At 62.6% G+C, this 19,969-nt stretch carries 15 protein-coding genes; 10 read left to right on the top strand and 5 right to left on the bottom strand.

Annotated elements, in window-relative coordinates; genetic code table 11:
* Positions 1–258: 258 nt before the first annotated feature.
* Together pdxY and AC07UR_RS15310 are read left to right on the top strand one after the other, a co-directional pair.
* Complete coding sequence (pdxY, locus tag AC07UR_RS15315) at positions 259–1,140, top strand: pyridoxal kinase PdxY (protein ID WP_209790355.1); 882 nt, start codon at positions 259–261, stop codon at positions 1,138–1,140.
* A gap of 69 nt (positions 1,141–1,209) precedes the next feature.
* Positions 1,210–1,857, top strand: a complete 648-nt coding sequence (locus AC07UR_RS15310; protein WP_173418437.1) for a carbonic anhydrase — start codon at positions 1,210–1,212, stop codon at positions 1,855–1,857.
* 71 nt (positions 1,858–1,928) lie between these two features.
* On the opposite strand, the gene AC07UR_RS15305 is transcribed toward AC07UR_RS15310, so the two are convergent.
* Entirely contained in the window at positions 1,929–2,750 is an 822-nt protein-coding gene (locus tag AC07UR_RS15305; RefSeq protein WP_209790356.1) for a lytic murein transglycosylase, read from the bottom strand.
* Positions 2,751–2,957: 207 nt separating this feature from the next.
* Positions 2,958–3,992, bottom strand: a complete 1,035-nt coding sequence (locus AC07UR_RS15300; RefSeq protein WP_209790357.1) for an aspartate-semialdehyde dehydrogenase — start codon at positions 3,990–3,992, stop codon at positions 2,958–2,960.
* A 389-nt stretch (positions 3,993–4,381) separates the two neighbouring features.
* Between AC07UR_RS15300 and AC07UR_RS15295 the strand changes: the two genes are divergently transcribed.
* From AC07UR_RS15295 to AC07UR_RS15275, 5 genes are all read left to right on the top strand, one after another.
* Complete coding sequence (locus AC07UR_RS15295) at positions 4,382–6,133, top strand: alkaline phosphatase (protein WP_209790358.1); 1,752 nt, start codon at positions 4,382–4,384, stop codon at positions 6,131–6,133.
* 109 nt (positions 6,134–6,242) lie between these two features.
* On the top strand, positions 6,243–6,707 hold the full coding sequence (locus tag AC07UR_RS15290) for a hypothetical protein (RefSeq protein WP_209790359.1): 465 nt from the start codon (positions 6,243–6,245) through the stop codon (positions 6,705–6,707).
* Positions 6,708–6,711: 4 nt separating this feature from the next.
* Positions 6,712–7,401 (top strand): ABC transporter ATP-binding protein, encoded by a 690-nt coding sequence (locus tag AC07UR_RS15285; protein WP_209790360.1) that lies wholly within the window; start codon positions 6,712–6,714, stop codon positions 7,399–7,401.
* Positions 7,398–8,657: an ABC transporter permease gene (locus AC07UR_RS15280; protein ID WP_209790361.1), complete on the top strand. Its 1,260-nt coding sequence runs from the start codon at positions 7,398–7,400 to the stop codon at positions 8,655–8,657. The genes AC07UR_RS15285 and AC07UR_RS15280 overlap by 4 nt, the downstream gene beginning before the upstream one ends.
* A 171-nt stretch (positions 8,658–8,828) precedes the next feature.
* Positions 8,829–10,718 (top strand): MFS transporter, encoded by a 1,890-nt coding sequence (locus AC07UR_RS15275; protein ID WP_209790362.1) that lies wholly within the window; start codon positions 8,829–8,831, stop codon positions 10,716–10,718.
* Between the two features lie 166 nt (positions 10,719–10,884).
* On the opposite strand, the gene AC07UR_RS15270 is transcribed toward AC07UR_RS15275, so the two are convergent.
* Together AC07UR_RS15270 and leuB are read right to left on the bottom strand one after the other, a co-directional pair.
* Positions 10,885–11,574 carry a phosphatase PAP2 family protein gene (locus AC07UR_RS15270; RefSeq protein ID WP_173418429.1) on the bottom strand — a complete coding sequence of 230 codons (690 nt, stop codon included), beginning with the start codon at positions 11,572–11,574 and terminating at the stop codon, positions 10,885–10,887.
* A gap of 192 nt (positions 11,575–11,766) precedes the next feature.
* Entirely contained in the window at positions 11,767–12,879 is a 1,113-nt protein-coding gene (gene leuB / locus AC07UR_RS15265; protein WP_173418428.1) for a 3-isopropylmalate dehydrogenase, read from the bottom strand.
* 432 nt (positions 12,880–13,311) lie between these two features.
* Between leuB and AC07UR_RS15260 the strand changes: the two genes are divergently transcribed.
* Positions 13,312–13,953, top strand: coding sequence for a LysE family translocator (locus tag AC07UR_RS15260; RefSeq protein WP_209790363.1), 642 nt, complete (start codon positions 13,312–13,314; stop codon positions 13,951–13,953).
* 139 nt (positions 13,954–14,092) lie between these two features.
* A complete protein-coding gene (locus AC07UR_RS15255) occupies positions 14,093–16,156 on the top strand; it encodes a M3 family metallopeptidase (RefSeq protein ID WP_173418426.1) in 2,064 nt (687 codons plus the stop codon).
* Between the two features lie 15 nt (positions 16,157–16,171).
* Here the strand turns inward: AC07UR_RS15255 and AC07UR_RS15250 are convergent, their stop codons facing one another.
* Positions 16,172–17,581, bottom strand: coding sequence for a glycosyl transferase family protein (locus AC07UR_RS15250; protein ID WP_234941817.1), 1,410 nt, complete (start codon positions 17,579–17,581; stop codon positions 16,172–16,174).
* 353 nt (positions 17,582–17,934) lie between these two features.
* Here AC07UR_RS15250 and AC07UR_RS15245 point away from each other — a divergent pair, with 353 nt between their 5' ends.
* Positions 17,935–19,959 (top strand): TonB-dependent receptor domain-containing protein, encoded by a 2,025-nt coding sequence (locus AC07UR_RS15245; RefSeq protein WP_234941838.1) that lies wholly within the window; start codon positions 17,935–17,937, stop codon positions 19,957–19,959.
* Positions 19,960–19,969: the final 10 nt, after the last annotated feature.

The following is a 19,969-nucleotide window of genomic DNA, read 5'->3' as shown; positions in this document are numbered from 1 at the left end:
CTAGACCCTATCAGAACCATGGCTAATGGCGACCGCTTTTTATGACGATTTCGGCAAAAACGAGCCAAAAATCGGAGAATCTCACGTGAAAACAGCTTAAATCCATTTAAATCGAAGGCAAATTGGCGAAAATTGCTCGAATTTCGATGAAAAAGCACGAAAACGCCAGCGGCTTGTGCGGAACCTGTCTGCCATAGCCTGTTGACATGGCCGTGACAGTCGGTGATCAGAGGTCAAATCGAAGGATTGGACTGGCCGATGCCCGAAATGCCCTCCTTGCCTGGTGCCGTGATCGTCATTTCCAGTCACGTGGTGCGTGGTACCGTCGGCAATCGGGCGGTGGTCTTCGCGCTTGAGACGCTTGGTCATCCCGTATGGGCCCTGCCGACCGTCATTCTGCCCTGGCATCCCGGCCATGGCCGCTCGACCCGTATCACCATCCCCGATGCCGAATTCCACTCGGTGATCGACGATCTGGCGCAGGCGCCTTGGGCCGGCGAGGTTCGGGCGGTGCTCTCAGGCTATCTCGGTTCGGCGGGACAGGCTGATGGCGTTGCCCGGCTGGTGACTGCGCTTCGCGCCCGCAACCCAGATCTCGTCTATGCCTGCGACCCCGTTATCGGCGACGCCGAAGGCCTCTACGTGCCAGAAGCGACGGCGACGGCCATCCGTGACCGGCTGCTGCCGCTTGCAAGCCTTGCCACACCCAACCGCTTCGAACTGGCCTGGCTTGCCGGCGCGGCGCTCGAAACCAACGCAGCCATCCTCGACGCAGCGCTCGGGCTCGGCCCATCGCGCATGCTGGTCTCGTCGGCGATCCCGATGATGAATGGCGGCACGGGAAACCTCTATCTCTCCGGCAACCATGCGCTTCTTGCAGAACATCGGCTGATCGAGAACCCGCCGAACGGGACGGGCGACTTGTTGACGGCGGTGTTCCTGGCGCGATTGCTGGAGGGGCTTTCGGAGGAGCGGGCGCTGCAGATGGCGACAGCCAGCGTGTTTGAAATCATCGCGCGCACGGTCAAGCGCGGTGCCGATGAACTGACGCTTGAACAGGACGCGTCCAGTCTCTCGACGCCGATGGCCATGGTGCAGATGCGGCGCCTGCTGCATCCGAGCCAGATGCGCCGGAAATAGAAGAAGCTGTTCACGGTTTGCCGTCGAATGGCTTGGTGGATTGAACTCTCGACTACAGCGGGGTAACCGATGGATATGCAGCGTTTTCCGGACCACCTTCTGAACGGCTATCATAATTTCATGAATGGCCGCTTCAGCGAACAGCAGCAGCGTTACAAGACATTGGCCGACAGCGGGCAGAAGCCCAAGACCATGGTCATTGCCTGTTGTGACTCCCGGGCAGCCCCCGAGACGATCTTCGACAGCGGCCCGGGCGAACTCTTCGTCGTGCGTAACGTCGCCAATCTGATGCCACCCTACGAGCCCGACGGCCATTATCACTCGACCTCGGCGGCGCTTGAGTTTGCCGTGCAGTCGCTGCGCGTCACCGACATCGTCGTCATGGGCCATGGACGCTGTGGCGGCATCAAGGCGGCGCTCGATCTCGACGCCGAGCCTTTGTCGCCGGGCGATTTCATTGGCCGCTGGATGCACCTCTTGAAGCCCTCGGCCGAGCAGATCCAGAGCAACGAAGTGATGACCCAGGCCGAGCGGCAGCGGGCGCTGGAGCGCGTCTCCATCCGCAACTCGATCGCCAATCTGCGCACCTTTCCCTGCGTCCAGATCCTCGAAGCCAAGGGCAAGCTCAACCTGCACGGCGCCTGGTTCGACATTTCGACCGGCGAGCTCTGGGTGATGGACCCGAAGACCGGCGATTTTGCCCGCCCGGGCATGTGATCAAAGTGAAAAAAGAAGCCCGGTCCTTTCGAACCGGGCTCCCCAATCTGCAAATCTCGTAATGCTCGCGGTCAGTCGCCGTCGATTTCGGCGCCGATGATGGCGATGGCCTGCTGGTAGACGCTGGCCGCATTCCAGCCCTGGATCGCGGCGAAATTCGCCTGTCCCTGCTGGTATCCGGCGCCCGGCTGCCAGCCGTGACCACGCAGGAAGTTTGCGGTCGACGCCAGCGCGTCGGCCTTCGAGCGAACCATGTCCACATGACCGTTGCCGTCGCCATCGACGCCGTACTTCAAGACGTTTGCCGGAAGGAACTGGGTCTGTCCGATTTCGCCATGGGCCGCACCCCGGGCATCGGGGCTGAGGTCCCCGCGCTGGACGAGCTGGAGCGCCGCGTAGAGCTGGTTGGTAAAGTAGTCGGAACGGCGGCAGTCATAGGCGAGCGTCGAAACGGCAGAGAGCGTGTGCTCCTTGCCCATGAAGCCGCCGAAGCCGGTTTCCATGCCCCAGATGGCAATCAGCGGGCCCGCCGGCACGCCATAGCGCTGCTCGATGCTGTTGAAGAGCGCCCCATTCTGGGCCTTCATCTTCTTGCCGCGCGAAATGATCGTCTGGCCGCCACGCTTCTGCATGAACTGGCTGAGCGAAAGCTTGAAGCTCTTCTGGCCACGGTCGGCGCGGATCGTCGCCTTGTTGTAGGAGACGTTCGAGAGTGCCTTGTTCAGAACCGCAGGGCTGATGCCGTTGCCGGCGGCTTCCTGCTTGAACTGCGTCATCCAGGCGGCAAAGCCGCTGCCGTCGTTGCCGCACTGTGCCGCGGAAGCGGTCGCTGGAAGCACCGCCGTTGAAATCAGGGCCGCAAGCCCAATCGCTACGCACTTTGCCGTGTGCATGAAAAACCCCGTGATTGCCCGAATCTGGTTGCCGTTACAAAGATGCCAGCCTTCGCCGGCTCTGTCACCCGCCCCTCAATGGCGGAAAATACCTAACGGTTTCACGTGAATCCGATCAAATCTTCACACGGATACGTGAAACAGCAAACCCCGCAGGCCGATAACGGGCCAGGCGGGGTTCTTATTTGTGTCTTACCGTCTGTTTGTTCAGGCGGCCTGCTTCTTGGCGCGGATCAGGCCGCGGTTGATGAGCAGCTCGGCGATTTGGATCGCGTTAAGTGCTGCACCCTTGCGCAGGTTGTCGGAAACGACCCAGATGTTGAGGCCGTTCTCGACGGTTGCGTCTTCGCGGATGCGCGAGATGTAGGTCGCGTCTTCGCCGGCGCACTCGTAAGGCGTGACGTAGCCGCCGTTTTCGTGCTTGTCGACAACAAGGCAACCCGGCGCTTCGCGCAGGATATCGCGCGCTTCGTCAGCAGTGATCTCGTTTTCGAACTCGATGTTGACCGATTCCGAATGGCCGATGAAGACAGGAACGCGCACGGCCGTGCAGGTGACCTTGATCTTCGGATCGAGCATCTTCTTGGTCTCGGCCAGAACCTTCCACTCTTCCTTGGTGTAGCCGTCTTCCATGAAGACGTCGATGTGCGGAATGACGTTGAAGGCGATGCGCTTGGTGAACTTCTTCGATTCGATCGGGTCGGCAACGAAGACCGCCCGGGTCTGGTTGAAGAGTTCGTCCATGCCGTCCTTGCCGGCGCCGGAAACCGACTGGTAGGTCGAGACGACGACGCGCTTGATCTTGGCATGGTCGTGCAGCGGCTTCAGCGCGACGACGAGCTGGGCGGTCGAGCAATTCGGGTTGGCAATGATGTTCTTCTTGGTGAAGAGCGAGATCGCGTCCGGGTTCACTTCCGGCACGATCAGCGGCACTTCAGAATCGTAGCGCCAGGCCGAGGAGTTGTCGATGACGACGCAACCCTGCTGGCCGATCTTCGGCGAATACTTCAGCGAAACCGCGCCGCCGGCCGACATCAGGCAGATATCGGTGTCGGAGAAGTCGTAGTTTTCGAGGTTCTTGACCTTGAGCGTCTTGTCGCCGAAGGAAACTTCCGTGCCCTGGGAACGGGCGGAAGCAAGGGCGACCACCTCATCGGCGGGAAAGCCGCGCTCCGAAAGGATGTTCAGCATCTCCCGGCCGACATTGCCGGTAGCGCCTGCGACTGCAATCTTGAAACCCATGATCTAAGCTCTCTTTTCTGTCTCTCCTCGTCGGGTGGAGGGGGAAACCGCGCGATCCGCCGCGAGGGTTCCTGTCCCCGGCCAAACCGGGGAGAGAGCGGAGGGCCAGAGACGTCAGACGGTTTTCGTCGTCGTTTTGGCCGTTGTTTTGAAGGAAGCTGGGAAACGCATATCCAGCCCGGCGATTTCTGCCAGGATGCTGCTGTCAGCGAAGTTATGTTCGCGGCGAAGCATGGAATGCCTTCCTTTCCGAGGCTCCTAATAATTGTTTCTATCGGCGAGTCAAGCGTACGATGCTTGGGCGCCCGCAAACGTGATCGTTATGTCACGTCGCTGTCATGGCCGGGCGTTAGGACCGCGGCATCCGACACCTCAAAGGGACGATCGCCATGCGCACGCTTCTTGTCACCCTCTTCGCCACAACGGTTCTGGCCCATGCGGCCCAGGCCGCAGACGTCTATCCGATTGATCGTGCGACGATTCTCGCCGGCTCGCCGTTCGATTTCAAGGTCGAGCTCAAGGGTGCCGTCAAGGCGGAAGACATCAAGGTGACCGTCAACGGCCAGGATTACAAGGCAGCGCTCGGCGCTGAGGCCGCCTATGTCGCGATGGAAAAGGGCAAGGAAGACAAGGAACTCGGTTCGGCTCTGCTCTTGCGCAATGCCGTCATCGGCGCGCCGGGCAGCTACAAGGTCGAGGTAACGGCCGGCGAACAGACGAAGACCGTGACCTGGGACGTCTTTGCCACCGCTGAACAGCCGAAGGCCAAGAACATCATCTTCCTGCTTGGCGACGGCCTTTCGGTCGCCCATCGCACCGCCGCCCGCATCATGTCGAAGGGCATGACCGAGGGGAAGGCCAATGGCCGCCTCAACATGGACGATCTTGAGCGCATGGCGTTCATCGGCACGTCGGCTACCAACTCGATCGACACCGATAGCGCCAACACCATGTCGGCCTACATGACCGGCCACAAGACCGTGATCAACGCCGTCGGCGTCTACGGCGACCGCACGCCCGACAGCCTGGACGATCCGCGGGTCGAAACGATCGCCGAGGCGCTGCGTCGCCAGACGCAAAAGTCGATCGGCCTCGTCACCACCTCGGAAATCGAGGATGCGACGCCTGCCGCCGTCGTCTCCCACACCCGCAATCGCAATGACAAGGCCGAAATCGTCGGCATGATCTACGACGTCAAGCCGGAGGTGATCCTCGGCGGTGGCTCGGCCTATTTCCTTGGTAAGGAAACGCCAGGTTCCAAGCGCAAGGACAACCAGGACTACATCAAGCTGTTCCAGGACGCTGGTTACGCGCTTGCCACCGACAAGACCGAACTTGCCAATGCGCCCGCTGACGGCAAGCTTCTCGGCCTGTTCCACACCGGCAACATGGACGTGACGCTCGACCGCGAGTTCCTGAAAAAGGGCACGGCCGAAAAATTCCCGGGCCAACCGGGCCTCGTCGAGATGACGAAGACGGCGCTCGACCGGCTGTCGAAGAACGAAAACGGCTTCTTCTTGATGGTCGAGGGCGCCTCGATCGACAAGATGAGCCATCCGCTCGACATGGAGCGCGCCGTCGTCGAGACCATCGAGTTCGACCAGGCGATCGGCGTTGCTCGCGAATTTGCCAAGAACAACCCGGATACGCTCATCGTCGTGACCGGCGACCATACCCACGGCGTCTCGCTGCTCGGCATTATCGACGACACCGTCGAGGGCAAGGAAGGTCGCGACAAGGTCAAGACGGGTTCCTCGGCCGGCTTCCCGAACTACACCGACGAAAACAAGGACGGCTTCCCCGACAAGATCGATGCCAGCCGGCGCCTGGCCGTGTTCGTCTCCAACTTCCCCGACTACTACGAAACCTTCAGCCCCAAGCTGGATGGCCCGTTCGAGCCAGCGGTGAAGAACGACAAGGACGAGTATGTCGCCAACGAAGCCTACAAGGACATGCCCGGCGCCGTCTTGCGTGTCGGCATCCTGCCGAAGGACGAAAGCACCGGCCAGCACACGGTCGATGACGTGGTTCTGCAGTCGGAAGGCCCTGGTAGCGAGGGCTTCAGGGGTTACATGGAGCAGAGCGACGTCTATCGCGTTCTCGTCGACGCACTTGCGCTTGGCGTGAAGCAGACCAACTGATCGGTCAACGACCTACCTTCCCCCCGGCAACGGGGAGAAGGTTTTGTGCTGACGCTTTGTTCCGGCCCCATGTTCATGCGTTGCCGCGACATCAAATGGCGATAAGACGATGCCCCTCGCGAACCCCATTTCCTTGAGTCGTCGCACTATGCTTGGCCTGATCGCCGGCGCGGCCGTTGCGAGCGACGGGCGCGTTGCCCGGGCGGCCGCCAGCCTCACCTTCGACGAGCTCTATGGCAAGGTCAGCGTGCTTGGTCTCGAATTCTCGCAGAAGGTCAAAAGCCTTGCCGGCCAGGAGGTGCGCATGCGCGGCTTCATGGCGCCGCCGCTCAAAGCCGAGGCGGCGTTCTTCGTGCTGACGGAAATTCCGATGGCGCTTTGCCCGTTTTGTTCGTCGGATTCCGACTGGCCCGACAACATCGTCGTCGTCTACCTCGGCGAGAAGCAGACGTTCGTGCCGCCCGGCCAGACGATCGAGGTGCGCGGGACACTGGAGGTCGGCTCCTGGACCGACCCGGAGACCGGCTTCGTCAGCCTGCTGCGCCTGCGCTCCTCCGAATTCTATACGGTCTAGCCGTATGCTTGGTCTTCAGCTTCAAGGGATCGATATGCGCTTTCCCGGGCTGGCCGCGCCGGCCCTTGCGATCGATAGCTTGAGCATTCCAGCCGGCAGCCGCGTGGCGCTCACCGGTGCGTCCGGATCCGGCAAGAGTACGCTGATCAGCATCCTGACCGGCCTGGAGCGGGTCGGACAGGGTCGCATCCTCTGGGGCGACGTCGATATCTGCACGCTTTCCGAAGGCGGCCGTGATCGCTGGCGCGGTGCCAATATCGGCCTCGTCCTGCAGAATTTTCATCTTTTTCCGGGTTTGAGCGCGTTCGAGAACGTTCTGCTGCCTGCACGGCTTTCCGGCGCGATGGCCCGTGATATCCGTGCCCGTGCGCAGGATCTGCTGCTGCGCGTCGGGCTCGCCCGGCCGACACAGATGATCGAGACCATGTCGCGCGGCGAGATGCAGCGGGTGGCGATTGCCCGGGCTCTTCTGCGCCGGCCCGGTGTGGTCATAGCCGACGAGCCGACTGCCAGTCTCGACAGCGATGCCGGCGATGCCGTTGGCGACCTGCTGATCGAGCTTTCCCGTGCAAGCGGCTGCACGCTTGTTGTCGCGACGCACGACCCGGCCCTTACCCGACGTCTGGACCGCCGCATCCGGCTTGTCGCCGGGCGCATCGTCGAAGACGGCGTGATCGGGGAGCGTGCGGCATGATCGGCTTTATCCTTGCGGATCTGCGGCGTCTGTGGGCAGGTTCGCTCGTCGTCGTCCTGTTGGTGGCGCTGGCAACGGCGCTCGGTGTTGCCGTCACCTTGCAGGAGCGGGCGCTTCGGCTCGGCAGCGCCCGTGCTGCCGACAAGTTTGACCTTGTGATTGGTGCCCCCGGCAGCGAGACGCAGCTCGTGCTGTCGTCGATCTTCCTGCAGCCCTCGCCACTGCCTCTGATGGATGGCACGGTCCTGCCGCGCCTTCTCGCCGACCCGCGCGTTGCCTCCGCAGCGCCGGTCGGGTTCGGCGACAGTTTTGGCGGCTATGCGGTGGTCGGCACTTCCTCCGGGCTGGTGCGCGACCTCGAAGCGCTTGCCGAAGGACGTGTCTTCGCCGTCGCCGGCGAGGCTGTTGTCGGCGCTGCCGTCGATCTGCCGATCGACTATGCGGTCAAGCCGACCCATGGGCTTGCCGAGCTTGGCGGCCACGCCCACACCGAGCTTTCCTACCGCATCGTCGGGCGCCTCAAGCCCACGGGAACCGCCTGGGACCGCGCCATTCTCGTGCCGATGCAGGCCGTCTGGGCGCTTCATGGAATGGAAGCCGAACACGACGAGGCTGACGCACATCACGACCACGCCCATGACGAACACGCGTCCGGTGGCGAAGCGGCTCATCAGCCTATAGAGGCGGACGCGGCGCTCGATGAGGACTGGAGCAAGGTCACGCCCGGCCTGCCGGCGATCCTCGTCAAACCCAAATCGATCGCCGACGCCTACAAGCTTCGCCAGGATTATCGCGACAACGCGACGCTGGCGGTCTTTCCGGGCGAAGTGCTGACCAATCTCTATGCCACGCTCGGCGACGCTAAGAAGGTGCTCGTCGGGGTGACGACGGGCGCCCAGGTTCTGGTTGCCGCCGCGATCCTGCTCGTGACAGTCCTGCATGTCGGCCAGCGCCGGCGGCAGATCGGGGCGCTGCGCGCTTTCGGCGCGCCGCGCCGGGCGGTGTTCGTCATCGTCTGGAGCGAGTTGTTTGCGCTGACAGCATCCGGCGTGCTTCTCGGTTTTTCGCTCGGCTTCGGTGCCGCGAAATTCATAGCCGGATATCTTTCTGCCGAAAGCGGCGTTGCCATGCCCGTCATGTTCGCGGCCGGCGATGGATTTCTTGTCTCGGTCATTCTCGCTTTCGCAGCCGTCCTCGCGGTGCTGCCGGCGATGCTCGCCTACCGGCAACCGCCCGCGGCAGCGCTGCGCTCCTGAAAACCCGGGATTTCTTAGACGAAAGTCATAAGCCCAAAGCATCCCTGCCTGCGGCCCTTCTTTTCTGACATCCTGTGATCAGGCGCACCACGTTCGGACGTTCTTGGGAGGAATGTTCGAGCCAGCCAATGGGCGCTCCAATGGGCTGTTTTGGAGTGGAGGATAAACAAAATGGCAAATGTCGCGACTGCGGACGACGCAAAGACGCGTCCGATGACCGGCGAGGAGAAGAAGGTCATCTTCGCCTCGTCGCTTGGTACCGTGTTCGAATGGTACGATTTCTATCTCTACGGTTCGCTTGCCGTTTACATCGGCGCGACCTTCTTCAGTTCCTATCCGGAAACGACGCGAAACATCTTCGCGCTTCTGGCGTTTGCCGCGGGCTTCCTGGTTCGCCCGTTCGGCGCTCTGGTCTTCGGTCGCCTCGGTGACCTCGTCGGCCGCAAATACACCTTTCTCGTGACGATCCTGATCATGGGTCTGTCGACCTTCCTGGTCGGCATCCTGCCCGGCGCTGCCCAGATCGGCATCGCTGCACCGATCCTGCTCATCGTCCTGCGCATGCTGCAGGGCCTGGCGCTCGGCGGTGAGTATGGCGGTGCTGCCACCTACGTGGCCGAGCACGCGCCGCACGGGCGTCGCGGCTACTTCACCTCCTGGATCCAGACCACGGCGACGCTCGGTCTGTTCCTGTCGCTGGTGGTGATCCTGCTCGTGCAGTTCGCTCTCGGCAAGGAAGCCTTTGCCGCCTGGGGCTGGCGCATTCCGTTCCTGCTGTCGTGCGTGCTTCTCGGCATTTCCGTCTGGATCCGCCTGAAGATGAACGAATCCCCGGCCTTCAAGAAGATGAAGGAAGAGGGCAAGGGTTCAAAGGCTCCGCTGAAGGAAGCCTTCGGCCAGTGGAAGAACGCCAAGATCGCGCTTCTGGCTCTGTTCGGCGCCGTGGTCGGCCAGGCGGTTGTCTGGTACTCCGGCCAGTTCTACGCCCTGTTCTTCCTGACGGGCGTGCTCAAGGTGGACGGTCAATCGGCCAACATCATGGTCGCTATTTCGCTGCTGCTCGGTACCGGCTTCTTCGTGTTCTTCGGCTGGCTCTCCGACAAGATCGGCCGCAAGCCGATCATCATGGCCGGCCTGCTGCTTGCCATGCTGACTTACTTCCCGCTGTTCAAGGCGCTGACCTGGGCCGGCAACCCGGCACTCGCAGAGGCCCAGGCAACGGTACGGGCGACCGTGACCGCCGCGCCTGGCGACTGCAAGTTCCAGTTCAACCCGACCGGCACGGCGAAGTTCACGACCTCGTGCGACATCGCAACCGCGTTCCTCACCAAGAACTCCGTGCCCTATGACGTGGTCACGACGGCAGCTGCCGGTACGCCGGCAACGGTCAAGATAGGCGAAACGACGATCAACAGCTACGACGCCGTTGCCGCAGGCGATGGTGCCAAGGCTGCCAACGGCGCCTTCGAAAAGCAGACCAACATGGCGCTTCACGATGCCGGCTACCCGCTGGTTCGTGGTGCGGCAAAGGTTCCGGAATCCAAGCTGGACGGCTTCGTTGCCGCCAACCCGGAACTGGCTCTCGATGCTGCTGCCGTTCGCGGTGGCGAAAAGACCGTGGTTCCGGCCGACAAGCTCGTCACCGACAAGCTGTTGACGAAGGACGAAGTCGGCACCGCTACCGAGATGGCCGTCTACACGATTGCCGGCGGCGGTACCTTTGCGATGGTGGCAGATCCCGCCAACGTCAACTGGACGAAGATCGTCGCGGTCCTGACCGTTCTCGTCATCTACGTGACGATGGTCTATGGCCCGATCGCCGCCCTGCTCGTCGAGATGTTCCCGACCCGCATCCGCTACACCGGCATGTCCCTGCCCTACCATATCGGCAACGGCTGGTTCGGCGGTCTGCTGCCGGCGACGGCCTTCGCAATGAGCGCGGCCCAGGGCGATATCTACTACGGTCTCTGGTACCCGATCATCTTTGCGGGCATCACCTTTGTTATCGGCATGCTGTTCCTGCCGGAAACCAAGGATCGCGACATTCACGCGATGGACTGAAGCATTTCCAGAAAAAGGGCGAAGCGGTCCTTCGCCAGGAAATGCGTGACAAGCAAGAGACGGAGCGTTTCTGAGACTCAGGTCTGAGCCGGAACCGCTCCGAAGACTTCCCCGAGAGGCATCACGGCTCTCCTGACTCCGGCGCGGTCTTCCGCGCCGGCTTTTTTTATGAGCGGGAGCCCGAGCGTTTGGGGATGGGCCAGCCGCCTTCGTCGGCGTGGAAAAGCCAGCCGCGTTTGGCAAAGAGAAACGCCACCATCAGCGACGTCCAGAGGCCGAGCAACAGCCCGGCGGCAACGTCGCTCGGATAGTGCGCGCCGACGACGACGCGTGAAACGCCAATCACCAGCGCTAGAGCGAAAAAGAACGGCCGAAGTCTCGGCAGCAGCATGGCAAAGACGCCAAAAAAGGCGCCGGCTGCCGTCGAATGGCCCGATGGAAAGCTCTCGAACAGATTGTCGCCGGTAAAAGGCGTCAGGCTATAGGCGCCGAGATCGACCAGAAGCTCCGGCCTTGCCCGCCCGATCAGGAACTTCAGCGCATGCACCAGCACGCTGGCGGTGCCGATCGTCAGGAAGAAATAGGCGGCAAGGTTGCGCACGGTGCGGGCCCTGCGTTGAAGCGGTGCCTTGCGAACCGCACGCCGCAGAATGAAGGCGACTGCAAGCACCAGGCCGGAGAGGTAGATCATCCAGCCGAACGTGCCGAAGTCGGTGATCAGGCGGTTGAAGGCGACGACGCTCTCAGGCAGGGCCTGCGCCCGCGTCGAGAGAAACGGATCGAGCGGGATGAAAGCAAGCACGAGGATCAGCGTCGTCACGAGGATCCATCCGGTTGATGCGAGCGGTCGATTCATCATTGCCTTCCCAAACGGTCTGCATGCGCAAATGTGGCGCGGTCCTTCTTCCCACCCATGGCTCGCGGCGGATTTGCCTGCATGTGTCGGTTCGGCCGCCAAATTCAAGACCGCCGAACGCAAAACACCTCCGGATCGCTCCGGAGGTGCCTTAAAAAATGCGCCGCCCGCCGGGCGCGCGCTCTTCGCAGGTCAGGCCGACAGTGCCTTGAACTCCGTAAGGATGGCTTCGCCCATCTCGACCGTTCCGACCTGGCGTGCGCCTTCGGCCATGATGTCGCCGGTGCGGATGCCCTTGTCGAGCACGGTGGCGATCGCCTTTTCCAGGTTGTCGGCTTCCTTCGTAAGGTTGAAGGAATAGCGCAGGCACATGGCAAAGGACGCGATCATGGCGATCGGGTTGGCGATGCCCTTGCCGGCAATGTCGGGCGCCGAGCCGTGTACCGGCTCATAAAGCGCCTTGCGCTTGCCGGTCACCGCATCCGGTGCACCGAGCGAGGCCGAAGGCAGCATGCCGAGCGAACCGGTCAGCATCGCCGCCACGTCCGAGAGCATGTCGCCGAAGAGATTGTCGGTGACGATGACGTCGAACTGCTTGGGCTGGCGCACCAGCTGCATGCCGCCGGCATCCGCCAGCATGTGCTCGAGCTGAACGTCGGAATACTTCGCCTTATGCGTCTCGGTCACCACCTGGTTCCACAACACGCCCGACTTCATGACGTTGCGCTTTTCCATCGAGCAGACGCGGTTGTTGCGGGTGCGCGCCAGTTCGAAGGCAACACCGGCGATGCGCTCGATCTCGTAGGTATCGTAGACCTGGGTGTCGATGCCACGCTTCTGGCCGTTGCCGAGATCGATGATTTCTTTCGGCTCGCCGAAATAGACGCCGCCGGTTAGCTCGCGCACGATCAGGATGTCGAGGCCCTCGACCAGTTCCGGCTTCAGCGACGATGCGGCGGAAAGAGCGGGGTAGCAGATGGCCGGACGCAGGTTTGCGAAGAGCTGCAGGTCCTTGCGCAGGCGCAGAAGGCCGGCTTCCGGACGGACTTCGTAGGGGACGGCATCCCACTTCGGACCGCCGACGGCGCCGAACAGCACGGCGTCGGCGGCAAGCGCCTTTGCCATGTCCCCTTCCGAAATCGCCTGGCCATGGGCATCATAGGCCGAGCCGCCCACAAGGCCTTCGTCCGTGACGAAGCCGGCGCCGAGCTCGGCGTTCATGTAGGCAATGATTTTGCGGACTTCCGCCATGGCTTCCGGGCCGATGCCGTCGCCGGGCAGAAGGAAGAGATTGCGCACTGTCATGGAAAGTCCTTCTCGCGGGGAAAACTCGCGCGCGTCTTAGCGCAACTTCGTATCGAGGGAAATGATCGTAACGAAAGAATTGTGCGTCACCGTCCCGATCCGACGCCCGTTCCCGGAGAAACAGCGCGCAACCCGAAAGGATGGAATTCTCACATCCGCGGCCTGAAGCCGCCAACGCCCGAACACCCGGAAGGACCCGGACCATGCGCACTTTCACTCGTGAGATCACCGCGCTTCTCGGCGCCAGCATCAATGCCCTCATCTTCGGCAATCGCCGGAACGATGCGCTCCATCGCTAACATTGTTTCTTCGCGCGACCACTCTGCGGTCGAAGCGCATTTTCGTTTCGACATTCGCCAACGCCTTGCCTTTCCGCTTGACGGAATCGCTGGCGGGGGATCGAATGGCCGGTGAAACAACCGGGGACTTGCCATGTCCGAGACGCTGCTGATCGGTGCCTTTCTCGCCGCCCTTTCCTATACGCTCATTCCCGGGCCAGCCTTTCTCGCCTTGCTCGGCATCGGCGCCGGCCAGGGCCGCAAGGCAGGCGCGCTGTTCATGGGGGGCCATCTCGCCGGCGATATCCTCTGGTCGGCGCTGGCGCTGGTTGCGATCATCGGCGCCCGTTCCGTCGGCACGACGGTCTTCGATATTCTCGGTCTCTTCTGCGGCCTTTATCTCGGCTGGATCGGCTGGACCGCCCTGCGTGCCCGGCCGAAAGGCGACAACAGGGCGCTGATCACGGTGGAGAAGCCGCTGCGGCGCGGGCTGATCTTCGGCCTGACCAATCCCAAGGGCTATCCGGTGGCGCTCGCCACCTTCACTGCCTTGCTCGCCGGCTCCGCCAACGCACTGGAGTTCGACGCGCTGCCGATGCTGCTCGGCGTCTCGCTCATCGGCTTTCTTGTCGCCGACCTGATCCTGATCGTCATCATCGGCGCTTCGGTGGTGCGGCGCTTCTATCGGCGCCATGAGCTGGCGATCGTCCGGCTATCGGGCCTGCTGTTCATCGGTTTTGCCGTCCAGGCCGTGTGGCATGCCGCCCCCGGTCTTCTCGGTTTGCGCAAGCCTTGACGTCAATGCCTTGACGCCCAAGCCTTGACGACAGGGACGTCCGCGACCACCTCAAGCTCTTCCGCCCGAGATGCCCTGCGGCTTCCGGGCGCTTCCCTCCCCGGCCTTGGGCCGGCATCCGCATGCGAAAGGATCCTTCATGACCGCCAGCACCCCGCTCAATCCTGCCCTGACGACCTGGACCGGGCATGAGGGCCTGCCTCGCTTCGATCTGGTGAAGGACACGGATTTTGCGCCGGCCTTCGAGGCGGCCTTCAAGGCGCATGAGGTTGAGATCGACGAAATTGCGGGAAATCCTGAGGCGCCGACCTTCGACAACACCGTGATCGCGCTCGAGATTGCCGGGGACGAGCTGTCGCGCATCTCCTCGATCTTCTGGAACAAGGCCGGTGCCGACACGAACGAAACCATCCAGGCGTTGGAGCGTGACATCGCGCCGAAAATGTCGCGGCATTACTCCAAGATCGGCATGAATGCCGCGCTGTTCAAGCGGATCGACACGCTCTGGGAAAACCGCGAAGGCCTCGGTCTCGATCTGGAGGCGACGCGAGTGCTGGAGCGGCACTGGAAGGGTTTCGTCAAATCCGGCGCGAAGCTCGGCAAGGACGAGCAGGAGCGGTTGGCTGCGATCAACGAGACGCTCGCTGGCCTCGGTGCCAAGTTCGGCCAAAACGTGCTCGCCGATGAGAAGAGCTGGGCGCTCTTGCTTCAGAGCGACGAGGACCTAGCCGGCGTTCCCGATTTCCTGCGCGACGCGATGGCCGCCGCCGCCGCTGACCGTGGCGAAAAGGGCAAATATGCGGTGACGCTGTCGCGCTCGATCATCGAACCGTTCCTGACCTTTTCCGACAATCGCGAGCTTCGCGAACAGGCGTTCCGCGCCTGGATCGCCCGCGGCGAAAATGGCGGCGAGACCGACAATCGTGGCCTCATCGGGGAAACCCTGGCGCTCAGGGCCGAGAAGGCCAAGCTGCTCGGTTACGACAACTACGCGGCGCTGAAGCTCGACAACACCATGGCCAAGACACCTTCAGCCGTGAACGGCCTGTTGATGCAGGTCTGGGAAAAGGCGGTTGCCCGCGCCCGCGAGGAAGAGGCCGATCTTGCCAAGCTGGTTGCCGCCGAAGGGCGCAATCATGACGTCATGCCGTGGGACTGGCGCCACTATGCCGAAAAGCTGCGCGCCGAAAAATTCAACTTCTCGGAAGGCGAACTGAAGCCCTATCTGCAGCTCGAAAAGATCATCGACGCCTGCTTCGATGTAGCCCAACGGCTGTTCGGTATCACTGCGACCGAGAAGAAGGGCATTGCCGGCTATCATCCTGACGTGCGCGTTTTCGAGATCCGCGATGCCGGCGGAAAGCTGGTGGCGCTGTTCCTCGGTGACTATTTCGCACGGTCGTCGAAGCGGTCCGGCGCCTGGATGAGCTCGTTCCAGTCGCAGCACAAGTTGACCCTCAAGAACGGTGCCGTCGGCGAGCTGCCAATCATCTACAACGTCTGCAACTTCGCCAAGCCCGCCGAGGGCAAGCCCGCACTGCTGTCGCTCGACGACGCGCGCACCCTCTTCCACGAATTCGGGCATGCTTTGCATGGCATGCTATCCAACGTCACCTACCCCTCGGTGTCCGGCACGGGCGTCTCGCGCGATTTCGTCGAACTGCCGTCGCAGCTCTACGAACATTGGCTGACGGTGCCCGATATCCTCAAGCGCTATGCGGTGCATTACCAGACGGGCGAGCCGATGCCGGAGGCGCTGCTCGACAAGGTGCTTGCCGCACGTACGTTCAACTCCGGTTTCGCGACGGTCGAGTTCACCTCGTCCGCCCTGGTCGACATGGCCTATCACACGGCGGAAACGCAGAGCGAGCCGATGGCGCTCGAGGCGGCGACGCTCGACAAGATCGGCATGCCCCGGTCGATCGTCATGCGCCACCGCAGCCCGCATTTTCTGCATGTGTTCTCCGGTGACGGCTATTCTGCCGGCTATTACTCCTACATGTGGTCAGAAGTCCTGGATGCGGATGCGTTTGCCGCCTTCGAAGAAACTGGCAATCCCTTCGACCCCGGCATGGCCAAAAAACTCAAGGACTACGTCTATTCGGTCGGCGGCTCGATCGATCCGGAAGACGCCTACAAGCGGTTCCGCGGCAAGCTGCCGAGCCCGGATGCGATGCTCGCCAAGAAGGGCCTGGCGGCCTGAGGCGCGGCGGCGGGTTTATCGCGCCATTTGGCGCGATCGGCCCGCCCAAAGCGCCCGCGCTGTCTCGCAGGCTGCTTCGAAGTCCGCGGCATTGCCGAGGCTGAGAAGGGCTGCCGCTGCCGTGGTGACGATCGTCGTCTCGGCGCGTTCGTCGCGGGCCGCTCCCGTCCAGACCGCTTCCCAGTATTCGCGGGTGCTGAGGCCAGTGCGCGCTTCCGCCGGTGGCGTCGGCAGGGCCGGAATGAAGAGATCGGCGGCCTCGCCCCCGACCAGGCGAAACAATGGTGTCTGGCGATAGGGCGTAAACTCCGCATGGTCACGCGTATTGCCGAGGATCGTCAGCTCCTTCACGTCGAGCAAAAGCGCAATGTCGCGGCTCAGGGTTCGGGCTGCGGAATTGGCAACCCCAAGCAGGCTCGTGCGCGCGCCTGTGGGGTTGGTGAGGTGCACGGCGGAACCAAGCGGGATGCGCATTTCCATCAGCCCATAGAGGCCGAGCAGGCGGTAGATCTGCGGTGAAAGCGCCGGTAGCGGAAGATAGGCGATCCCGGTTTCTTCCAGCGCCATGTTGGCCTCATCGAGCGAGGAGCAAACGGCTATGCCGGCGCGGGTGGCGGCGATTTCGAGTTTGCCGCGCTCTGCGCCCTCCTGACCATAATGGCCGTGCAGCATGACGCGGTAGCCGGCTCTTGCCACCAGCCTTGCTGCGTGCAGGAACCACGGTGCGGTCTTCAGCTTCGGCGAGAGGTAACACGGCCAGTCGAGGTCAGCCGTGCCTTTGCCGGCCGAAACCGCGCCGACATGGCGGCGGATCGCCCTGACGAAGCCGGCGATCTCGACGGCGGTCGCGCCGCGATATTGCAGCGCCGCCATCAGGGCGCCGACCTGAACAGGATCCGCCTCTCCGGCAAGGATGATTGCCAAGGCATCTTCCGCTTCCGCTTCGCTCAGCGGACGGCTGCGGCCGGCACCGGTGCCGATGATCGCGATGCTGCGGGCGAGGCGGCGTTGCGGGGCAGCATCGTCGCCGATCCGCGCCAGCTTGGCGGCAAAGGCTTCGGGTGTCGGCTCGCCGTCCAGCATTAGGCTTGGTCGAACTGAGAGCGGCGGCGCTGCGATCAGCCCTGCCCCCTCCCAGCCGCTATGCACCTCAGGGCTGGCCGCTGTGGCCGGGCCTGCTCGTTCGAAAAGCGCCTCCGTCTCTGCGGCAAGGGCGCGCACCCGCAGTCTCAGCGTTTCAGCAAAAGGCGTTGGTCGCAGCCCGTGTCCTGTGCGCAGGAAAAGCGGATCGCCATACTCTTCGCGCAACTGGGACAGCAGCCGGCTCATTGCGGAGGGCTGCAATCCGACGCCAGCGGCGGCACGGCTGACGCTGTTTTCCCGCAACAGCGCATCGAGCGCCAGTAGCAGGCGTAGCCTGCTCATATCGGTCTGCCGTTCGTGCGAGGCTAAAGACGCCTGCGCTTGAGCCTTCATCGCTGTCGTTCCCTCAAACATGAGTCGGGCATATTCGAAGCCGGTGTTTTGCTCCCGTTCAAATTTAGAAGCGTTCTAAAACAGCGTCGTTGTCACCCGTGTCGCCAATAACTAAGTGGACCATAATACTCAAGTTATTTGTGGGGACAAAGATGAGCATTGAGGCACGCGGCCTGGTCGAAAAAGGCATCGAGCTACACACATTCGCGTTACCGGTTTGGAGCAAGTCCGCTCAACGGTCGTCGGGTCGTCGTCGGCGCTTTGTCTACGCCTGCCTTGCCGGCACGGCGCTGACGGTGCCGATGGAAGCGCAGGCGCAGAAAGCCAAGGACAAGGGGAAAGACACGGAGCTCGAACAGATCGTCGTCACCGCGACGGGCTTCGAGCAGAACGTCAAGGATGCCCCGGCGAGCATCACCGTGGTCACCGGCGAGGAGCTGGAAAAAGGCTCGTTCCGCGACCTGACCGATGCGCTGCGCGATGCTCAGGGCGTTGCGGTGACCGGCGTTGCCAATGAGCGCGATATCTTCATTCGCGGCCTGCCGGGGTCCTACACGCTGATCCTCGTCGACGGTAAGCGTCAGAGCACGCGCGACGCCCGCACCAACGGCAACTCCGGCTTCGAACAAAGCTTCGTGCCGCCGGCGGCCGCGATCGAGCGCATCGAAATCGTGCGCGGGCCCATGTCGTCGCTCTATGGTTCCGATGCCATGGGCGGTGTCATCAACATCATCACCCGCAAGGTCTCCGACACCTGGAACGGCTCGATCACCACGGATGCGACGATGCAGCAGCATTCGCGCTACGGCAATTCCGGCCAGCTGTCGTTCTATGCCAACGGCCCGATCCTGAAGGATACGCTCGGCATGCAGATCTGGGGGCGCGGGCTGAAGCGCGGCGAGGACACGTTCCTGTCCGGCATCACCGGCGCCCGCGAGCACGACCTGACGGCGCGGTTTGCTTATACGCCGAACGAGGACCACGACTTCTACCTCGAGGGCGGCACGGCAAGGCTTCGGCGCGAAGCCAATGTCGGCAGGACGATCGAGACAGGTCCAAGGGCCGTCAGCACCTACAACGACAATGATCGCGATCACTGGTCGTTTTCCCACACCGGGCGCTGGGGACCGACCACGTCCGATTTCTCGATCCTGCAGGAATGGGCAGAGCGGCGGAACTACAACTACAATGCGACGCAAGGCCGCTTCGACAAGCAACCGCGCGCGCCCGAGGTTCGCAACACCGTCATCGACGGCAAGTTCACGACGCCCTTCGACCTCGGCGGCAGCCACACGCTTGTCACCGGCGGGCAGTATTTCGAGGCGCGTCTGTCAGACCAGAACCCCGGACGGCGCACCGGTCTCACCGAAAAATTCTCGGCTACACAGTGGGCGCTGTTTGCCGAAGACGAATGGCGCATGCTCGACAATTTCGCGCTGACAGGCGGCTTGCGCCTCGACCACCACGAGGAATATGGCTACCACCTCAGCCCGCGGCTTTACGGTGTCTGGGACGCGACCGACAGCCTGACGGTCAAGGGCGGCATCTCGACCGGCTTCCGCGCGCCCGATATCCGCAGCATCGCGCCGGGCTATGCCTACACGACAGGCGGTGGGGGTTGCTCCTATGGGCCGGCCGGCACCTGCGGCGTCATCATCGCCGACCCGAACCTGAAGGCCGAGTCGAGCACGAGTTATGAAATCGGCGCGGTCTGGGATAATGGCGACGTCATTCTCGGCGGCACTTACTTCTACACCGACTTCAAGGACAAGATCTCCAACTCACTGGTGCTCGATGGCGCGGGCAATCCGGTGCGCTGGAGCGAGGATCCGAACTACCGGCTCTGGTACAACTACAATATCGACGATGCCGTCATTCAGGGAGTCGAACTGACGGCAACATGGAACGCGACGGCCGATCTGACGCTTCGCGGCAGCTACACCTACACGCAGTCCGAACAGATGACCGGAACCTATGCCGGCTTCCCGCTGGCCCGTACGCCGGAGCATATGGCCAATCTCAGGGCTGACTGGTTCACGCCGGTGGAGGGTTTGGAAGCGTGGGCTTCGGTCAATTACCATGGCGAGGAGATCGCCGCGGGCGCGCGCATCGGCACCAACGGCAAGCCAGTGACGATCAACGGCCAGCAGGGTCGGAAATACGACGCCTACACCACCGTCGATATCGGCACGAAATATGCGCTCGGCGAAGGTCTGACGCTGAATGCGGCTGTCTACAACCTTCTCGACAAGACGGTCGAGCAGACCGACTTCAACACGGTGATGGAGGGACGCCGTTTCTGGATGAGCCTGACGGCGACGTTCTGAGGCAATTCGC

The sequence above is a fragment of the Ensifer sp. GW821-FHT05G01 genome (assembly GCF_059419585.1).
This window is presented reverse-complemented; position numbering and strand designations above follow the sequence as displayed.

Bases quoted from the DNA above. Each gene is read 5' to 3' on its own strand.
- pdxY (WP_209790355.1), top strand. From the start codon at position 259: ATGCCCGAAATGCCCTCCTTGCCTGGTGCCGTGATCGTCATTTCCAGT.
- AC07UR_RS15310 (WP_173418437.1), top strand. From the start codon at position 1,210: ATGGATATGCAGCGTTTTCCGGACCACCTTCTGAACGGCTATCATAAT.
- AC07UR_RS15305 (WP_209790356.1), bottom strand. From the start codon at position 2,750: ATGCACACGGCAAAGTGCGTAGCGATTGGGCTTGCGGCCCTGATTTCA.
- AC07UR_RS15300 (WP_209790357.1), bottom strand. From the start codon at position 3,992: ATGGGTTTCAAGATTGCAGTCGCAGGCGCTACCGGCAATGTCGGCCGG.
- AC07UR_RS15295 (WP_209790358.1), top strand. From the start codon at position 4,382: ATGCGCACGCTTCTTGTCACCCTCTTCGCCACAACGGTTCTGGCCCAT.
- AC07UR_RS15290 (WP_209790359.1), top strand. From the start codon at position 6,243: ATGCCCCTCGCGAACCCCATTTCCTTGAGTCGTCGCACTATGCTTGGC.
- AC07UR_RS15285 (WP_209790360.1), top strand. From the start codon at position 6,712: ATGCTTGGTCTTCAGCTTCAAGGGATCGATATGCGCTTTCCCGGGCTG.
- AC07UR_RS15280 (WP_209790361.1), top strand. From the start codon at position 7,398: ATGATCGGCTTTATCCTTGCGGATCTGCGGCGTCTGTGGGCAGGTTCG.
- AC07UR_RS15275 (WP_209790362.1), top strand. From the start codon at position 8,829: ATGGCAAATGTCGCGACTGCGGACGACGCAAAGACGCGTCCGATGACC.
- AC07UR_RS15270 (WP_173418429.1), bottom strand. From the start codon at position 11,574: ATGAATCGACCGCTCGCATCAACCGGATGGATCCTCGTGACGACGCTG.
- leuB (WP_173418428.1), bottom strand. From the start codon at position 12,879: ATGACAGTGCGCAATCTCTTCCTTCTGCCCGGCGACGGCATCGGCCCG.
- AC07UR_RS15260 (WP_209790363.1), top strand. From the start codon at position 13,312: ATGTCCGAGACGCTGCTGATCGGTGCCTTTCTCGCCGCCCTTTCCTAT.
- AC07UR_RS15255 (WP_173418426.1), top strand. From the start codon at position 14,093: ATGACCGCCAGCACCCCGCTCAATCCTGCCCTGACGACCTGGACCGGG.
- AC07UR_RS15250 (WP_234941817.1), bottom strand. From the start codon at position 17,581: ATGAGCAGGCTACGCCTGCTACTGGCGCTCGATGCGCTGTTGCGGGAA.
- AC07UR_RS15245 (WP_234941838.1), top strand. From the start codon at position 17,935: ATGGAAGCGCAGGCGCAGAAAGCCAAGGACAAGGGGAAAGACACGGAG.